The sequence below is a fragment of the Halosimplex amylolyticum genome, assembly GCF_051414035.1.
Classification (GTDB): domain Archaea; phylum Halobacteriota; class Halobacteria; order Halobacteriales; family Haloarculaceae; genus Halosimplex; species Halosimplex amylolyticum.
On record NZ_JBLKNW010000001.1, the window covers coordinates 1,434,946 to 1,449,931 of the forward strand.

The window sequence follows — 14,986 nt, forward strand, 5'->3', positions numbered from 1 at the left end:
GCGGCTAGCGACCGCCGACCCGGTAGGGAGCGACCGCTTCGCGTTCCACACCCGTTCTCGCGTCCGTATCTGAGCCCCATCCACGGAAACGGATGGGTTCGTCGAATATCACGTTACTTCCTGCAATCTGTGCAGGCCGTGCACGAACCGGAGCCGACGCGTCAGAACTCGTCGACGGGTTTGGTGCGCGCCCGGTCGCGGTATCGCTCGTAGACCGCTGCCGCCCACTCGCGGACCGACTCGTTCGTCGTCTCGAGCAGCGCTCTCGGGAACCCCTCGTCGTCCTCCACACCGATCTGGACGACGTCGTCCGCCAGCCCGAGGTAGAACGGGAGTGTCTCCTCGACGACCGAGACGGTCAATCGCCCCGTCGAGACCTGTTCGCGGAAGAGTTCGGCGTACTCGCCAGACTCGATAGTCGCCTCGGCGTCCCCCGAGACGACGATTTCGGCCTCCAGGGCGCGCTCCATGATCTGTTCGTGGACGACTCTCGTCCCCTCGATGTCCAGCGAGGGGAGGAAACCACGGAAGCGGTCGGTCCGTTCGAGGAGTTCGGTCTGTTTTCTCGCGGGAGCGTACGGATCGGGCGGCCCCGCCGACGTCATCTCCGCGTCGCGGAGGTGCGAGACGTCGAGGGAGAACTCCGCGTACGGGAACCAGTCCAGAAACGCCGATAGCTCGTCGGTCGTCCGGATCGACTCGAGCAGCGACAGGAACTCGTCGGTGACGACGTCCCCGGCCGCGGTCAGCCGGTACGCTCCCGCCGACCGTTCGATCCAGCCCCGCTCTTCGAGCGCCGACAGCGAGCGCGTCACCGTCGACCGGGACGCCTCGAGGTGGGCCCCGAGTTCGCGCTGCGTCGACGGTCCGGTCTCCCGGAGTCGTTCGAGAAGGCGAACTCGCGTCTCGGAACGCGCGAGGAAGGCGACCTGACCGACGGCGTCCTGCGACTCGTCCATCAAGTGAACGTAAGAGTCAGTTACCCGTGATAAAAGCTCGCATCGGGGAGGTCCACGTGACCGGCTGACCGGCCGTCGCCCGACTTCGTTCGGTTCTCGCGGTCAGTTCGTGGGTGGACCGGTCCGACGTGACCGGTCCGTCACTGCACGTCCCACCGGATCAGGACGCCGTCGTCGACGCCTTCGACGTCGCGCAGCGAGAGCTCGGGGAAGTCGCCGACGAACCCGTCGCCGTCGGCCAGGGTGGGCGCTTTCCAGCCGCCGATCACCGTCGGGCCGACGTACACCGAGAGTTCGTCGACGAGTCCGGCCTCGAACAGCGAGAAGATCAGTTCGCCTCCGCCCTCGACCATCAGCCGGTCGATCCCACGGGACTCCAGTTCCGACAGCGCCGCAGCGAGGTCGACGCGCTGGTCGCCGGCGGTGATCACCTCGGCGCCGGCGTCGGCGATCTCGGCGACGAAGTCCTGCGGGGCGGCCTCGCTGGTCAGGAGGTACGTCTCGGCCCGGTCGTCGAGGACGCGGGCGTCCGTCGGCGTCCGGATACGGGAATCGGCGATGATGCGGGCAGGATTCTCGGGTTTGTCTGCGTCGCGTCGCCGCTCGCGACGAGCGTCGTCGTCGACGGTCAGGGACGGGTCGTCGGCCAGGACGGTCCCGACGCCGACCATGACTGCGTCGCTCTCGGCGCGGAGCGCGTCCACGCGGTCGAAGTCCGCGGGACCGCTGATCGCGACCTGCTCGCGCTCCCGGGTCGAGAGCTTCCCGTCCGCGCTCATCGCGGCGTTGACGACGACGTGCATACGGGAGCAAAACGCGGTCCGTGGAATACCGCTTTCGGTCGAGGGGCTCCTTCCACGAGGCTCACTCCGGCGGGTCGGTGAGCTTCCCCGCGTCGAGTCGCTTCGCGCTGTCCAGGTCTGCGGCGCGGAAGACGAACGAGCGTCCGTCGAGCCACAACTCTTCCACGTCGAAGACGTACTCCTCGGTCCACGTCTTGAGACGGGCCTCGCCCCTGGCGTCGAGTTCGAGGAACGTCCGCGGCGTCTCCTGGGTCTCGATCTCCCACTCGTCGTCGCCGAGACCGAACGACTCGCTCTCCTCGTCGGCCCAGGCGAACACGGTCCGGTACTGCTTTCGGGGCTCCTCGGCGCGGTCGTGGTCGACGCGTCTGTCGGTCTCGAAGTCGAACCCGTGGGCCGAACACCACGCGCGCAGTTCCTGTTCGTCGAAGCGCTTGGGAACCGTCTCCTCGGCCCCGGACCGTCTCCAGACGACGTGCGTCTCCGACGGCTTGCCTCTGAACGTCGGAGGTTCCATGACACCCACGTCGAACGTGGACGACCAAAAACTTGCCTCGACCGGGTGTCCCGCTGACACGACGTCACCGTCCGGCGTCCGGCGTCCGGCGACTTCCCGTCCGGTGGCAGCACGCCGCGGCCGGTCGACGGGAACGATTTTTACCGGCCCCAGCCGAACGTCTCGGTGATGAGCTTAGACGACCATGCCGAGGACCTCGCCTCCAGCCTCGGCGTCGACAAAACGGAGGTCAAACGCGACCTGGAGAACCTCGTCGAGTACAGCGTTCCCGTCGAGGAAGCGAAGGACAGTCTCCGCCGGAAGTACGGCGACGGGTCGAGCGACAGCGGCGGCCCGACGAGCAAATCGATCGCGGACGTCTCGACCGGCGACTCGAACGTCACCGTCACCGGCCAGGTGCTGACGGTCGGCAAGCGGTCGATCCGCTATCAGGGTTCGGACCACGTCATCTTCGAGGGGGAGATCGCCGACGAGAGCGGGAAGATCTCCTACACCGCGTGGGACGACTTCGGCCTCGAAGCCGGGCAGACGATCACCGCCGGCAACGCCGGCGTCCGCGAGTGGGAAGGCGACCCCGAACTCAACCTCGGCGAGAGCACGACCATCCAGTTGGCCGACGAGGACCTCGAGGTCGACTACCCCGTCGGCGGCGACGCGACGCTCGCCGAGCTCGAACCCGGCGACCGCGGTATCAACGTCGAGGTCAGCGTACTGGAGGTCGAGACGAAGACCATCGACGGCCGCGACGGCGAGACGGACATCCTGAGCGGCATCTTCGCCGACGAGACGACGCGGCTCCCCTTCACCGACTGGGAGCCCCACGACGCGATCACCGAGGGCGCGTCGCTGCGCCTCGAAGACGTGTTCGTCCGCGAGTTCCGCGGCGCCCCGTCGGTCAACGTCTCGGAGTTCACGACCGTCGCCGAACTCGACCGGACGGTCGAACCCACCGAGGAAGCGCCCGCGCTCGCGGTCAGGGACGCGATCGAATCGGGCGGGCTGTTCGACGTGGAGATCGTCGGGAACGTCATCGCGGTCCGCGACGGCTCCGGCCTCATCGAGCGCTGCCCCGAGTGCGGCCGCGTCGTGCAGAACGGCCAGTGCCGGACCCACGGCGCCGTCGACGGCGTGGACGACCTGCGCGTGAAAGCCATCCTCGACGACGGGACCGGCACCGTGACCGCCATCCTCGGCGACGGACTCACCGAGGAGATCTACGGCGGCGGCATCGAGGACGCGAAGGAACACGCCCGCGAGGAGATGGACCAGGAGGCCGTCGCGGACGCCATCCGCGAGGAGATCGTCGGCCGCGAGTTCCGCGTCCGCGGCTCGCTGTCGGTCGACGAGTACGGCGCCAACCTGAACGCCCGGACGTTCGACGAGACGGAGGACGACCCCGCCGAACGCGCCAGCGACCTGCTGGCGGAGGTCCGACAATGAGCGGGTCGGAGGACCAGGGCGGCGCGGGCCGTCGCGAGGTCGCCTACCGACTGTTCGCCGCGGAGTTCGAGGACGCCGACTTCTCGTACTCCGAGAGCGACGAGGAGCGCGCACCCAACTACGTGGTCACGCCGACGGGCGGCCGCGTCAACCGCCTGTTCGTCGTCGGCGTCCTCACCGAGGTGGAGAACGCGAGCGAGGACGTGCTCCGGGCGCGCGTCGTCGACCCGACCGGCGCGTTCGTCATCTACGCCGGGCAGTACCAGCCCGACGCACAGGCCTTCTTCGAGCGCGCCCAGCCCCCGATGTTCGTCGCCGTCACCGGGAAGGCCCGAACGTTCCAGCCCGACGACTCCGACGTGACCTACACTTCGATCCGCCCGGAGAACGTCAACGAGGTCGACGCGGAGACGCGCGACCGCTGGACCGTCGGGACGGCCCGCCAGACGCTCGACCGCGTGCGGACGATGGCCCACGCCCTCCGGATGGACGAGCGCGGCGACGAGCTACGGACCGCCCTCGAAGCCGAGGGCGTCGACACCGGGCTCGCGGCGGGTATCCCGCTCGCAATCGACCACTACGGGACGACGCCCGCGTACCTGGACGCGATCCGGGACACCGCCGTCCAGGCCCTCGAAGTCGTCACGAACGACCGAGACGAGGTCGACGCGCACTCGGCGTCGCCGGGCGCGTCGGGCGACGCCGACCTCGCGACCCTCGCCGCACTCGACGTGGCTCCCAACGTCGGCGGCGAGAGCACGGACCTCGGCGGCGCCCTCGACGACGAATCGACCGCCGCGACCGGCGACGAGCCCGGATCCGCCGACGAGACCGGATCCGCCGACGCGGCGTCGTGGACGGCCGGTGCGACCGAGACGACGACTAAAGCGTCCGAGACGACGACTGAAGCGACCGAATCCGCCACCGAGACTGCGTCGGAGACCGCGACGACTGAAGCGACCGGATCCGAGACGGAGCCGTCGTCGGAGCCCGTCGAAACCGAGACGACGGCGGATTCCGAGCCCGTCGAAGCGGCGTCGACGGACGAATCTGCGTCCGAACCTGCCGAATCGGCGTCGGCGGAGCCGGGCGGAAAGACGGCGGTCGCGGCGGAATCCACGGAGACCGCGGCCGACGAGTCCGGCGAGACCGACGCCGCCGTCGAATCGGCTCCCGAGGAGTCCACCGCGAGTGCCGGCGCCGAGGACGCGGACGAGGACGACCTCGACGACTTCGACCCCGGCGAGTTCGACCTCGACGAGGAAGAGCGCGAGGAGATCGAGGAGGAGTTCGGGACCGAGTTCCAGAGCGGGAGCGAAGTCGGCGAACCCGGCGAGGCCGGCATCGAGACGCCGGATCCGGACGAACTCGCCGAGGACGAAGCTGCGGCAGACGCTGCCGAATCCGACACTTCCGAACCCGCAGAATCGTCGGCCGAAGCCGGATCTGAATCCGAATCCGATGAGCCGTCGTCTGAGCCAGAACCCGCGGAGGACGTCGACGTCGAGGACGCGGTGATGGACGCCATGCGCGACCTCGACGACGGCGACGGCGCACACGCGGACGACATCGTCGACGCGGTGACGGGTCGCACCGGCGCACCAGCCGACGAGGTGCGCGACGCCATCCAGGACGCGCTGATGGACGGCCGCTGCTACGAGCCGGACGACGACGTGTACAAACCGATCTGATGGGCGTCGAACCGATCCCGGGAAAGCCCGCCGCCATCGCGACGACCGCGGACCGGCGGTTGCTCGTGGTCGCCGACTACCACGCCGGCATCGAGGCGGGCCTCCGCAGGGACGGCGTCGAACTCCCCGACCACGGGCCCGACCGTCGCGAGTCGCTCCTCGCACTCGTCGGCGCCGAGCGACCGGACCGGCTCGTCGTCCTCGGCGACCTCTCGAACGCCATCGGCGACCCCAGTCGCGACGAACGCGAGGAGATCCTCGCGCTCTTCGACGGCCTGCCCGCCGACCTCCCGGTCACGCTCGTCAAGGGCAACCACGACGGCGACGTCGAGTCGCTCCTCGACCGCGTCGACCAGTCGGTCGAGATCACGCCGGGCCACGGCGTTCGCATCGGCGAGGTCGGCTTCGCGCACGGCCACACGTGGCCGAGTCCGGACGTCCTGGCCGCCGACGTGGTCTGCGTCGCCCACGAACACCCCGTGGTCCGCCTCGAAGACGAGGTCGGCGGCGCCCGCGTCGAACGCGTGTGGCTCCGCGGCGACCTGAACCCCGACCCGTTCCGCGAGTTCCACGACGCCGATATCGATATCGACGGGGAACTCGTCGTCTGCCCGGCGTTCAACGACCTCTCCGGGGGCACCTGGATCAACGTCGCCGGCCAGGAGTTCCTCGCGCCGTTCCTCCCCGACGGGTTGGTCGACGGCGAGGCGTACCTCCTCGACGGCACCCGCCTCGGCGACTACCGGCAGGTGTGACGCGCGGTCCGATCCATCGCAGAACTGTCGTCCAGAAGACCTTTCTCCCGCTCGGGCGAACGCTCGGACATGCCCCGAACGGTCGACCTCTCGGTCCCCCGGTGGGCGCACGTCGTGACGGTGTTCCTCCTGATCGGCGGCGGGTTCGTCGCTGGCGTGGCCGCCCTCCTCGATCTCGTTGTCGAGGGATTGGGCTTCGTCGAGAGCGGGTACCTCCCGAGTCTCGCCGTCGCAGTTCTCCTCTATCTGGCAATCTGCGCTGTCTGGTTCGCGCGGACCCGGAACGGCGACGGCGGGTCCTCGGTCTGGTCCGGGATCCCGGAATCACAGTACACCGGTCGCCACGCAGAGAGCGGCGGTATCGCCCGACAGGAACAAGAGGATGCGATCCGCGAATTGCAGGACGAACACGAGTGAGGCGGCACTGCATTGGCCGGTTGCGTGTCCGAGCACGTCGAGGCACCCCCTCGTCGGGGTCCATCACGACCTCAGTTCAGAGACCGTGAGCCACCTGCGTTCCGTCGCGCCAGGGTGGAAGAGGAGGAGGCCGTACACCACGGTGCCGCCGTAGTTCGCCTGGTGGAAGGTCGGGACAGCCGCGGCGAACCCGTGCCGGGCCGCGTATTCGTTCGCTTCGTAGTACATCTTCCGGACGTTGTCGACGTGGACGTTCCCCAGTATATAGCTCGGTACGTCTCTATGGGTCACTCGCTGTCTAATGAGATTCACGCCGTAATCCTGCTCGGAATAGAAGTCACCCTCGGTGAAACTGGGGAACGCACCCGGGAGACCCACCCGCGCGGCGTAGTCGGACACGGCGCGTGAAAGCGTTCCGCCCGCGTTGTAGACGGCGTTATGTGGAAGCGGGCCCAGCATGGATTCCTGGAGGATGTCGTGTCGGGCGACGGGACTTTGCAGTAGCTCGTACTCGTATTCCACGAAGACCTGGTAGCGTGGTCGCTGTCGATACGTCGGAAACCCGCCGACGAACCCGTTCCGTCTCGCGTAGTGGTGTATCTGCTTGAACCTCGTCGACTCGTCGGACGTCCTCGGCCTCCCTGACGGCCGCGGCGCAGTCTCCGGAGCGTACCGTTCGAGGACTGACCGAGGAATGTCGAGCGGGTCCGTGGCGCCCTGTTTCAACAGGACGACGCCACTGACCGCCCCGCGACCGTCGCCGTAGTTCGCCCGATGGAACGTCGGGAACCCGGCCGAGTACCCCTTTCGGATCGCGTAATCGTGGGCTGCTCGAAACGTGGCTCCGACGTCGGCGAGGTCGGGATCGCCGAGTTCCGTCGTCGGAACGTCCCGGAACTCCGCAGACGGCGAGTCGTACAGGAAGAGGCCGTAGACGAGTCCGTTGCCGTAGTTCGCCTCGTGGAACGTCGGTAGTCCCCCGACGTATCCGTTGGCCTGGGCGTAGCTGGTCGCCGCTCTCATCATGTCCGGGACGTTCTGCCGACTGAGGCTCGTCCCGAGCTGTGACCGAAGGACCTCCCTGTATTCGGCCGTTCCGTTTCGGACGAGCATGGTCCCGAAGACGACCCCCTGCCCGTAGTCGGCCTGGTGGAAATTCGGGAACCCCGTGAGGTACCCCGAGTGACGCGCGTAGTCGTGGGCCTGTCGAAACCGCGTGTCTGTCGCCATGGGAACGGGCTACACGCGGCTGCCATTTCGGTACTGTTTCGGCTCACCGGCGGGTTCGTTGCAGGATTGTCAGCGAACGATGCTGTTCGAACTGACTGAGCGCTCGTCACCTGAACCAGATCTCGACGCCGCGTTCGTTGCTCACGCTGGCGAGCACACGCTGCGCGGTGCTCGCCGAGGTGTTCGCGACAGAAAGCGGTGGGAAGGGGAGTGAGCAAACGCGAAGCGTTTGCGAACGTCGAGAGACGCATCGCGTCTCTCGGAATTTGAACCACGCCGAGACGTTCCGGCTCGCCTCGCTCCGCTCGGCGTCGCGGGCTGCGTCTCGTCTACTTCAAATCCCCTTAGAACGTTCGCCCGCGCCGCGAATCGCGGCGCGGTCTCACGGTGGGAAGGGGATTTGAACCACGGAAAGACGTTCGCCTCGCTCCGCTCGGCGACTGCTACCTTCCTGATTCAAATCCCCACGCCGCATTTGCTGCTCACGGATTGTTCGCAGCAAAATACGGTGGGAAGGGGATTTGAACCAGAGGAAGACAGTCCGGGCATGCGGCCCTTCGGGCCGTTCCGGGCTGTGACTTCCAGGGTTCAAATCCCCGCGCCGCGTTCGTCGCTCACGCTGGCGAGCACACGCTGCGCGGTGCTCGCCGAGGGGTTCGCGACAGAAAACGGTGGGAAGGGGATTTGAACCCCTGAGTCCGTGAAGACACCTGCTCTCAAGGCAGGCGCGTTAGGCCACTTCGCTATCCCACCGCGTCCCTGCCTACCGCTCGTCCGCCCTAAGACCTGTCGATCAGTCAGTCTCGACCGACGGCGAGGCGGTCGTCGACCGCCTCTGCGCGCAGCCCGAGGTCGTCGAGGACGGCGCTCGTCCGCGGCGGAATCCGTAGTTCGGCGCGCTGGCGCGCCCGGATCTGCGAGATCAGCGTCGCGAACCCGCCCGTCGTCTCGGCGACGGGGAGCATCTCGACGAAGTCCACGTCCAGTCCGGCGTCCCGAGCGCGGTCGGTCACCGTCTCCACCTCGGGCGCGGTGAACGCGTCCTCGAAGTCGACGGGGTCGGTGAACGCCGCGTAGGAGAGTCGCCCGTCCGTCGCCGGCCCGAGGACCACCTCGGACTGGCGGAGCTTCATGGCCGCGCTGTCGACGTGGCGGCGTTCGAGCAGGGCGGCCGTCGGGCGCACGACGGCGGCGCTTTTGACCCCCTCGCGTTCGAGGAGGTGCGTGACCGTGTTCCCCGCGCGGGCCGAGAAGGTCGATCCGACCTGTACCTCGTAGCGGACGCTACCGGGGTCTTCGAGCGCGTCGTCGACGACGTCTCGGACCGCCTCCAGCGCCTCCTCGTCGTCCCCCGGGGTCGTCGGGTCGTCGGCGTTGACCGGCCGGTAGTTGACGAGCAACTCGGCGCCGCTGGACTCGACCGCGGCGCAGACGTCACGGGCCATCGCGGCGTACAGGTCGGCCGCCTCCGCGGCGGTCACCGCTCCGGCGTCGACGCAGTTTCGCAGAACGGTCCCGGACTCCGGCGGCCGGACGAACACGGCGACGGTGGTCATACTCGAACAACCGGGCGACGCCGCCTTGAAAGCGCCGTTCCGCTCGTCGCACGGTCCTCCCAGCGCCCCGCCGCCGACTCGCGACCTACGATCCGGCCGCCGCGTCGCTCCCCGTCGACCCGCCGGCCGTGGAGTTCCCGGCTTTGGGCGTCGAGTACGGGTCGGTCGGGTCGCTGCCGAGGCGGATCTCGGATCCGTCGTCGAACCCGTCGCCGTCCGTGTCGGCGACGAAGGGATGAGTACCGTTGTGGCGCTCGGCGACGGCCGTCAATCCGTCCCCGTCGGTGTCGTGTTCGCCGCCGGGGACGGTGTACGCGTACGGCGATTCCGGCGGCGACGCCTGCTCGCCGCCCCGGACGTGATCGTCCAGCCACGCGCGCTGTGACTCGCCGCCGACGTCGACGACGGCGCCGGCGAACACGTCGTAGGTCACCAGTCCGTCGTGTCGGTTGAGCCGCCGGAAGACGTCCTGGAGCGACCGGTTGCCGTCGCTCGCGTTGCGGATCCGGGCGTCCAGTGCGGCGAGCACGCGCGGTCCCTTCGCGTAGGGGACGTACGTCGACGACCACGACGACCGGTCGGCCAGCGTCGCGTTCGCGCCGTCGTCGCGCCGGAGCGTGTCGACGAACCGGTCGAACGCCGCGGGTCCGCTGGCCGGCGACCGGAGCGAACAGACGGCCGCGTAGTAACTCGCGCTCGCCTCGCGGAACCACGTCATCTCGGCACCGAGGACGATCGACTGGCGGGTGTGGACGTACTCGTGGATCCAGATGCTGGGCGGCGTCCCCGGGTCCGCGCTCGCCGACGCCCAGAAGTCCTGGTGACCGCCGGCGCCGGTGGCCGCCGTCCCCCCGTACCGGAGCGGGGCCGGCCCCGCGAAGGCGTTCACGACGTCGTCGCGGGCGCCGACGCGGAGCTGTCGGGACGCCTCGCCCAGCGTGTCGAGGACCCGCTCGGGCGAGTCGGCCATGTCGGCGCTCTCCGGTCGTATCAGCCGGAGCGTCTGATTCGTCGCGTTGGCCTCGTGGGCGTCGTACGAGCCGAGATAGACGACCGACGGGCCGGCGAACCCGCTGCTGTCGGAACTGACGCGCGTTCGCTGGTCGATCAGCTCGGTCTCCTCCCAGGAGTAGACCCACCGGCTCCGGTTCCCGTCGCGGTAGGCGAAGTCGGTCCGCGGATTGGCGAGCGACCAGTCCCCCACGTCGACCCAGCGCAACCCGCTGAAGTGACGACTCGACCGGTTGACGTCGACGCGGACGGTCAGGTTCGGTCGCGCCGTCGTCCCGTTCCAGAGCCACCGCCCGTTCGCTCGCCTGGCGAACCCGCTGGCGTCGGTGACCTTCGCGTCGTCGTAGCCGTAGACGACCAGCGCCGACACGTTGCCGCTGACGCGGTAGCGATGCGTCGCGTCGATCGTCCCCGTCTCGTCCGGCGTCTGGCGATACGTGACGGTCTGGACGACTGCCGCCGCGCTTTCGTTGTCTCCCCCCACGCCGCCGGCCGGGACGAACGGCGCCGGCACCGCGTGACCGCCAGCGGCCACACCGACACCCACGCGGCCTTCCCCGACCTCCGCGCCACCGACCGGTCCCGGGACGGTGCCCGCGAGGACGAACACCAGCGCAACGCCCGCGACCGACCGGAGAGATGACACGCTAGAGACGTGTGTCACAAATCCGCATAAAACTGCTGGCGGCACCTGACGGGGGCTGGCCGGGAACGGGGATTCGGCCGAGTCAGGCGCCGAACTCCGACTCGGTGACCCGTTCGACGACGGTCTCCTCGACGTCCCGCAGGTCGTAGTCGGGGAGGGCGTCGCCGGTCCGCGTCACGAACATCGGTTCGACGAGCCGCTTAGGTCCGTCCGAGCGACGACTACGCGGACCGCCGCCGTCGGCGTCCGCATCGGCTTCCTGACCCTGCGACTGGGCTTCGGCGTCCGCTCGGTCGCTCCCGGGCGAACCGTTCGGTCGGTCCTCCGGGGTCGATTCACCCGGTCGGTCGTCCGCTGCGGCTTCGTCCGCCTCGCCGGGCGATTCGAGGCCGTAGATCTTGAGGAAGCGGGCGGCCTCGTCGGGCCCCACTTCGTCGTCGCGGATGGCCGCCGCGAGGTCGCGGGAGAGCCACTCGTCCTCGCTGACGCTCGGTTCGAGGACCATCGCCTCGTCGGCGAAGCGGACGAGATACCAGTTGAGGTCGTTCAGGAGGGCGACCGCGGCGCCGAGGCTCACGGTTTCGAGGCCCACCGCGTTCTCGAACGGTTCGCGCAGGTCGTAGGTCGCGAGCGCGTCGCGGGCCGTCTCGCGGGAGAGCAACTCGTAACGGAGGTTCACGTCGTCGGAACCGACCAGGCACACCCGCGTCATGGTGGTGACGTGAACGGGACGCCCCTAAGCGGTTTCGTCTTTCCAGGAGCCACCGGTCGCGGGGCCGGCGACTGCTTCGGCCCTGGCCGCGACCGCTCGCGCTCGCTCGCGGAGGTCCTCGGGTTCCCTGTCTTCGATGTCCTCGCGGCGGGCGCGAGTCTCGGGGTAGTCCGGCGCGAGCCGATCACAGCCCGCCGGGATCGTCGACTCGTGGAAGGTGCCAATGGCGTCGGCGCGCTGGGTGATGTCGGTCTTGTCGACGGTCACGAGCGGGCGGTGGACGGGCAGGTCGACGGCCGCGCTCGACACGGCGAGGTTCGCGGTCGTCTGGCTGGACTTCTGGCCGACCGACTCCCCGGTCACGATGCCGACGGCGCCGTGGTCCGCGGCGAACGCTTCAGCGACCATGAACATGAACCGCCGGAGGACGACCATCCGGCCGACTTCGACCGCGTCGGCGATGGCCGCGACCGCGTCGCCCCCCGGCGCGATCCGCAGGCGGACGTCCCGGTTCGGCGCGTACTCCGCGAGCGTCTCCGTCGTCGAGACGGCGCGGGCCTGGTTGTCGACGCCACCGAAGTCGCCGAGCGCGACGTACAGCGGGATCACGGGCGCACCGCGTTTCATGGTCTCCCACGCCGCGACCGGCGAGTCGATGCCGCCGCTCATGAGGGTGATCAGGGGATCCTGGGTCCCCAGCGGGAGGCCACCGGGGCCCGGTCGCTTTTCGAGAAAGAGGAACGCTTCGTCCTCTCGGCAGTCCACGAAGAACTCCGTGTCGGGGTCGTCGAGGTCGACTTCCGGGTCGACCCCGGCCGCTTCGGCGGCGTCCCACACCGCGCTTCCGCCGTCGCGCTCGACGTCCGTGCTGGAGAACGGGTGGGCCGACTGCTCGCCGGCGCGACGCGCCGAGACGGCGAACGTTCCGCCGTCGTAGTGTTCGCGCGCCGCCTCGCGCAGTCCGTCGCAGATGGCGTCGACCGTGGGTTCGACGCGAACGGCCGGGCTGGCGGAGACGACGCCGAAGGTGTCCGCCGCGGCGGCGGTGGCGCCCTCGGGGTCGTCTGTGTGGACGAGCAGGCGCAGGCGCCGCTGTTCGACCTCCCCGTCGACGCCCCGGTCGGCCAGCATCGCGGCGAGGTTCTCGCGGAGCTGGCGCTCCATCTTCGTCCCCACGTGGTTGCTCTTGGTCCCGATCTCCCCGTGGCGGACCACGACGACGTCGGCGCCGGGCGGCTGCATGGCTACCAGTTGCCGACCGCACGTATAAACAGGCTTCGTCAGCGAGCGCACCGGCCGATGTAGTCGGGCCGGATCCGGATCGAGAGCAAAGCGAAGAACCGAGGCGGGGTCGTCGCAGTCAGAACGTGGAGAGTTCGCCGTCGATGACGCGGCGGGTGATGTCGGTCACGTCGGCGAGTTCGGCGTCGATGGCGGCCGCGACCTCGTCCTCGATGTCGGACACGGAGATACCGTCTTCCGTGACGATGGTCGCGTCGGCGACGTGGGGCTCGTCGATGGGGCTGCCGATCTGGCTCAGCAGGCGGATCTGGAGCTGACGGATGCCGTCGACGTCTGCGACGACGGACTGGGCGATCTCCGTGGAGAGGAGGTTGTAGATCTTCCCGATGTGGTTGACGGGGTTCTTGCCGCTCGTGGCCTCCATGCTCATCGGTCGATTGGGAGTGATGAGGCCGTTCGCGCGGTTACCGCGGCCGACGGAGCCGTCGTCGCCCTGCTCGGCGGAGGTGCCGGTCGTCGTGAGGTAGATGGCGCCGTCGTCGTAGTCGTCGGCGGTGTTGACGTGGACGGTCACCTCGCGGTCGGTGTACTCGCGGGCGACGCCCTCGACGTACTGGCGTATCCCCGCGACGGCGTCCTGATACTCGTCGAGGTTGGCGACGTACTCGTCGACCGCGGCGGCGGCGACGGTCACGTCGATCCGGTCGTCCTCGCGTTTGCCCATGACCTTGATGTCCTGGCCGACGACGGGGTTTTCGTCGCTGTACTCGCCGTTGAGACGGCGCTCGACGTTCAGGACGATCTGTTCGGTCTCGGTCAGCGGGGCGTGGCCGACGCCGTAGCTCGTGTCGTTGGCCATCGGCACGGCGCCCTCCTCGCCGAAGACGGTCTGGAGGTCGCCGCTGCCCTCGCCGAGGCGAACGTCGACGACCACGTCCGTCCCCACGTCGAGGTGCGGGAAGTTCTCCTGGAGGTAGTCCCGGGCCGCCTCCAGCGCGATGGTCTCGGCGGGGATCTTCGTCCCCTCGTACTCCTTGGTCGCACGGCCGACGATGAGCAGGTAGATCGGCTCCTGGACCTCGCCGCCGCCGAACGCCGGCGCGGCGTCGCCCGCGACCAGCTGCGTCTCGTCGGTGTTGTAGTGCAGCACTTTCCCGACGCGGTCGAGATAGGTCTGCGCCAGCGCCTGCGAGACGCTCTCGGCGATGCCGTCGCAGATCGAGTCCGGGTGACCCAGCCCCTTCCGCTCGACGATCTCCACTGCCTGGTCCTCGACGGCGCGTCCCGCCGCCGGTTGGACGTTGACGTTCCTGTTCGTCATTACGTCGGGGTTGGACACCCCTACTCGTATAACTTGCGGAAACCAGAACGGCGATTTCGATAACTCTCAAGCATCGGGTTCGAGTAACAGGCCGAGATACGAGGTCCGGATCTGTGCGTCCGGGTCGAGTCCCAGTGTGTCGAGCACGGCCATGGCGCCGTCGCGGGCCGCGTCGATGGCGTCGTCGTCCGTCTCGGTCTCGACCTCGACGAACTCGCCGAGGCCGTCGACCCTGTCGAGGGTCACCGCGTAGCCGTCCAGTCGATACTGCTCGCGCTCCTTCCGGACGGTCGCCGCCGGTTCGAACCCCAGCCCGTCGAAGATACCGACGGCCGCTTCGGCGTCCGCGACGGCCGTCTCGTGTTCCTCCCGCGACTTCGACTCGGTCTCCAGGAGCGGCCCCTTGTAGGTGATCCGGGTCGTCGTCGGTGAATCGCCTCCATCGCCGTCCGCGTCCGCTCCACCGGCATCGCCGGTGCTCTCGCCCGTTTCCCACTCCCGCCGGATCCGGAGCGCCTCGTCGGTCTCGGCGAAGTTCCGGTGCGGAGCGTCGTAGTACGTGTCCTCCTGCACTACGGCGCCGACGCGCGTCGCGTCCGCCTCCGCGAGCGCGGGCTCGACGGCGTCGTGCTCCGCCCGGACCTTGAGTTCGACCTCGTACATGGGCGAGCGAACTCGCCTCGGCG

At 68.9% G+C, this 14,986-nt stretch carries 14 protein-coding genes and 1 tRNA gene; 4 read left to right on the top strand and 11 right to left on the bottom strand.

Features of this window, described 5'->3' with window-relative positions; all coding sequences use genetic code 11:
- Window positions 1-161: 161 nt before the first annotated feature.
- The 3 genes from ACMGFE_RS06790 to ACMGFE_RS06800 form a co-directional block, all read right to left on the bottom strand.
- A complete protein-coding gene (locus ACMGFE_RS06790; RefSeq protein WP_436924315.1) occupies window positions 162-959 on the bottom strand; it encodes a helix-turn-helix transcriptional regulator in 798 nt (265 codons plus the stop codon).
- Window positions 960-1,099: 140 nt separating this feature from the next.
- The gene (locus tag ACMGFE_RS06795) at window positions 1,100-1,762 is read right to left on the bottom strand and encodes a 2,5-diamino-6-(ribosylamino)-4(3H)-pyrimidinone 5'-phosphate reductase (RefSeq protein WP_436924316.1); all 663 of its coding nucleotides are present in this window, start codon (window positions 1,760-1,762) and stop codon (window positions 1,100-1,102) included.
- A gap of 61 nt (window positions 1,763-1,823) precedes the next feature.
- Complete coding sequence (locus tag ACMGFE_RS06800; RefSeq protein ID WP_436924317.1) at window positions 1,824-2,279, bottom strand: hypothetical protein; 456 nt, start codon at window positions 2,277-2,279, stop codon at window positions 1,824-1,826.
- Window positions 2,280-2,447: 168 nt separating this feature from the next.
- On the opposite strand from ACMGFE_RS06800, the gene ACMGFE_RS06805 reads away from it, so the two are divergent.
- The 4 genes from ACMGFE_RS06805 to ACMGFE_RS06820 all read left to right on the top strand — a co-directional run bounded on the left by ACMGFE_RS06805 (window position 2,448) and on the right by ACMGFE_RS06820 (window position 6,582).
- A complete protein-coding gene (locus ACMGFE_RS06805; RefSeq protein WP_436924318.1) occupies window positions 2,448-3,719 on the top strand; it encodes a Single-stranded DNA binding protein in 1,272 nt (423 codons plus the stop codon).
- Entirely contained in the window at window positions 3,716-5,410 is a 1,695-nt protein-coding gene (locus ACMGFE_RS06810; RefSeq protein ID WP_436924319.1) for an RPA family protein, read from the top strand. Before ACMGFE_RS06805 ends, ACMGFE_RS06810 begins: the two co-directional genes overlap by 4 nt.
- On the top strand, window positions 5,410-6,165 hold the full coding sequence (locus tag ACMGFE_RS06815; protein ID WP_436924320.1) for a metallophosphoesterase: 756 nt from the start codon (window positions 5,410-5,412) through the stop codon (window positions 6,163-6,165). Before ACMGFE_RS06810 ends, ACMGFE_RS06815 begins: the two co-directional genes overlap by 1 nt.
- Window positions 6,166-6,234: 69 nt before the next feature.
- Window positions 6,235-6,582, top strand: coding sequence for a hypothetical protein (locus tag ACMGFE_RS06820; RefSeq protein WP_436924321.1), 348 nt, complete (start codon window positions 6,235-6,237; stop codon window positions 6,580-6,582).
- Window positions 6,583-6,645: 63 nt separating this feature from the next.
- Here the strand turns inward: ACMGFE_RS06820 and ACMGFE_RS06825 are convergent, their stop codons facing one another.
- The 8 genes from ACMGFE_RS06825 to cyaB form a co-directional block, all read right to left on the bottom strand.
- Window positions 6,646-7,812 (bottom strand): hypothetical protein, encoded by a 1,167-nt coding sequence (locus ACMGFE_RS06825; RefSeq protein WP_436924322.1) that lies wholly within the window; start codon window positions 7,810-7,812, stop codon window positions 6,646-6,648.
- 669 nt (window positions 7,813-8,481) lie between these two features.
- A tRNA-Ser gene (locus ACMGFE_RS06830) sits at window positions 8,482-8,565 on the bottom strand.
- A 44-nt stretch (window positions 8,566-8,609) separates the two neighbouring features.
- Window positions 8,610-9,368: a hypothetical protein gene (locus tag ACMGFE_RS06835; protein WP_436924323.1), complete on the bottom strand. Its 759-nt coding sequence runs from the start codon at window positions 9,366-9,368 to the stop codon at window positions 8,610-8,612.
- An 85-nt stretch (window positions 9,369-9,453) separates the two neighbouring features.
- Window positions 9,454-11,025 (bottom strand): M61 metallopeptidase family protein, encoded by a 1,572-nt coding sequence (locus tag ACMGFE_RS06840; protein WP_436924324.1) that lies wholly within the window; start codon window positions 11,023-11,025, stop codon window positions 9,454-9,456.
- An 82-nt stretch (window positions 11,026-11,107) separates the two neighbouring features.
- Window positions 11,108-11,737 (bottom strand): DUF5804 family protein, encoded by a 630-nt coding sequence (locus ACMGFE_RS06845; protein ID WP_436924325.1) that lies wholly within the window; start codon window positions 11,735-11,737, stop codon window positions 11,108-11,110.
- 24 nt (window positions 11,738-11,761) lie between these two features.
- The gene (locus ACMGFE_RS06850) at window positions 11,762-12,979 is read right to left on the bottom strand and encodes a tRNA sulfurtransferase (protein WP_436924326.1); all 1,218 of its coding nucleotides are present in this window, start codon (window positions 12,977-12,979) and stop codon (window positions 11,762-11,764) included.
- Window positions 12,980-13,097: 118 nt separating this feature from the next.
- On the bottom strand, window positions 13,098-14,300 hold the full coding sequence (locus tag ACMGFE_RS06855) for a methionine adenosyltransferase (protein ID WP_436924327.1): 1,203 nt from the start codon (window positions 14,298-14,300) through the stop codon (window positions 13,098-13,100).
- A gap of 66 nt (window positions 14,301-14,366) precedes the next feature.
- On the bottom strand, window positions 14,367-14,963 hold the full coding sequence (cyaB, locus tag ACMGFE_RS06860) for a class IV adenylate cyclase (RefSeq protein ID WP_436924328.1): 597 nt from the start codon (window positions 14,961-14,963) through the stop codon (window positions 14,367-14,369).
- Window positions 14,964-14,986 lie beyond the last annotated feature (23 nt).

What these genes read in the sequence shown, in the direction of transcription:
- ACMGFE_RS06790 (WP_436924315.1), bottom strand. Translation starts at nt 959, where the DNA reads ATGGACGAGTCGCAGGACGCCGTCGGTCAGGTCGCCTTCCTCGCGCGT.
- ACMGFE_RS06795 (WP_436924316.1), bottom strand. Translation starts at nt 1,762, where the DNA reads ATGCACGTCGTCGTCAACGCCGCGATGAGCGCGGACGGGAAGCTCTCG.
- ACMGFE_RS06800 (WP_436924317.1), bottom strand. Translation starts at nt 2,279, where the DNA reads ATGGAACCTCCGACGTTCAGAGGCAAGCCGTCGGAGACGCACGTCGTC.
- ACMGFE_RS06805 (WP_436924318.1), top strand. Translation starts at nt 2,448, where the DNA reads ATGAGCTTAGACGACCATGCCGAGGACCTCGCCTCCAGCCTCGGCGTC.
- ACMGFE_RS06810 (WP_436924319.1), top strand. Translation starts at nt 3,716, where the DNA reads ATGAGCGGGTCGGAGGACCAGGGCGGCGCGGGCCGTCGCGAGGTCGCC.
- ACMGFE_RS06815 (WP_436924320.1), top strand. Translation starts at nt 5,410, where the DNA reads ATGGGCGTCGAACCGATCCCGGGAAAGCCCGCCGCCATCGCGACGACC.
- ACMGFE_RS06820 (WP_436924321.1), top strand. Translation starts at nt 6,235, where the DNA reads ATGCCCCGAACGGTCGACCTCTCGGTCCCCCGGTGGGCGCACGTCGTG.
- ACMGFE_RS06825 (WP_436924322.1), bottom strand. Translation starts at nt 7,812, where the DNA reads ATGGCGACAGACACGCGGTTTCGACAGGCCCACGACTACGCGCGTCAC.
- ACMGFE_RS06835 (WP_436924323.1), bottom strand. Translation starts at nt 9,368, where the DNA reads ATGACCACCGTCGCCGTGTTCGTCCGGCCGCCGGAGTCCGGGACCGTT.
- ACMGFE_RS06845 (WP_436924325.1), bottom strand. Translation starts at nt 11,737, where the DNA reads ATGACGCGGGTGTGCCTGGTCGGTTCCGACGACGTGAACCTCCGTTAC.
- ACMGFE_RS06850 (WP_436924326.1), bottom strand. Translation starts at nt 12,979, where the DNA reads ATGCAGCCGCCCGGCGCCGACGTCGTCGTGGTCCGCCACGGGGAGATC.
- ACMGFE_RS06855 (WP_436924327.1), bottom strand. Translation starts at nt 14,300, where the DNA reads ATGACGAACAGGAACGTCAACGTCCAACCGGCGGCGGGACGCGCCGTC.
- cyaB (WP_436924328.1), bottom strand. Translation starts at nt 14,963, where the DNA reads ATGTACGAGGTCGAACTCAAGGTCCGGGCGGAGCACGACGCCGTCGAG.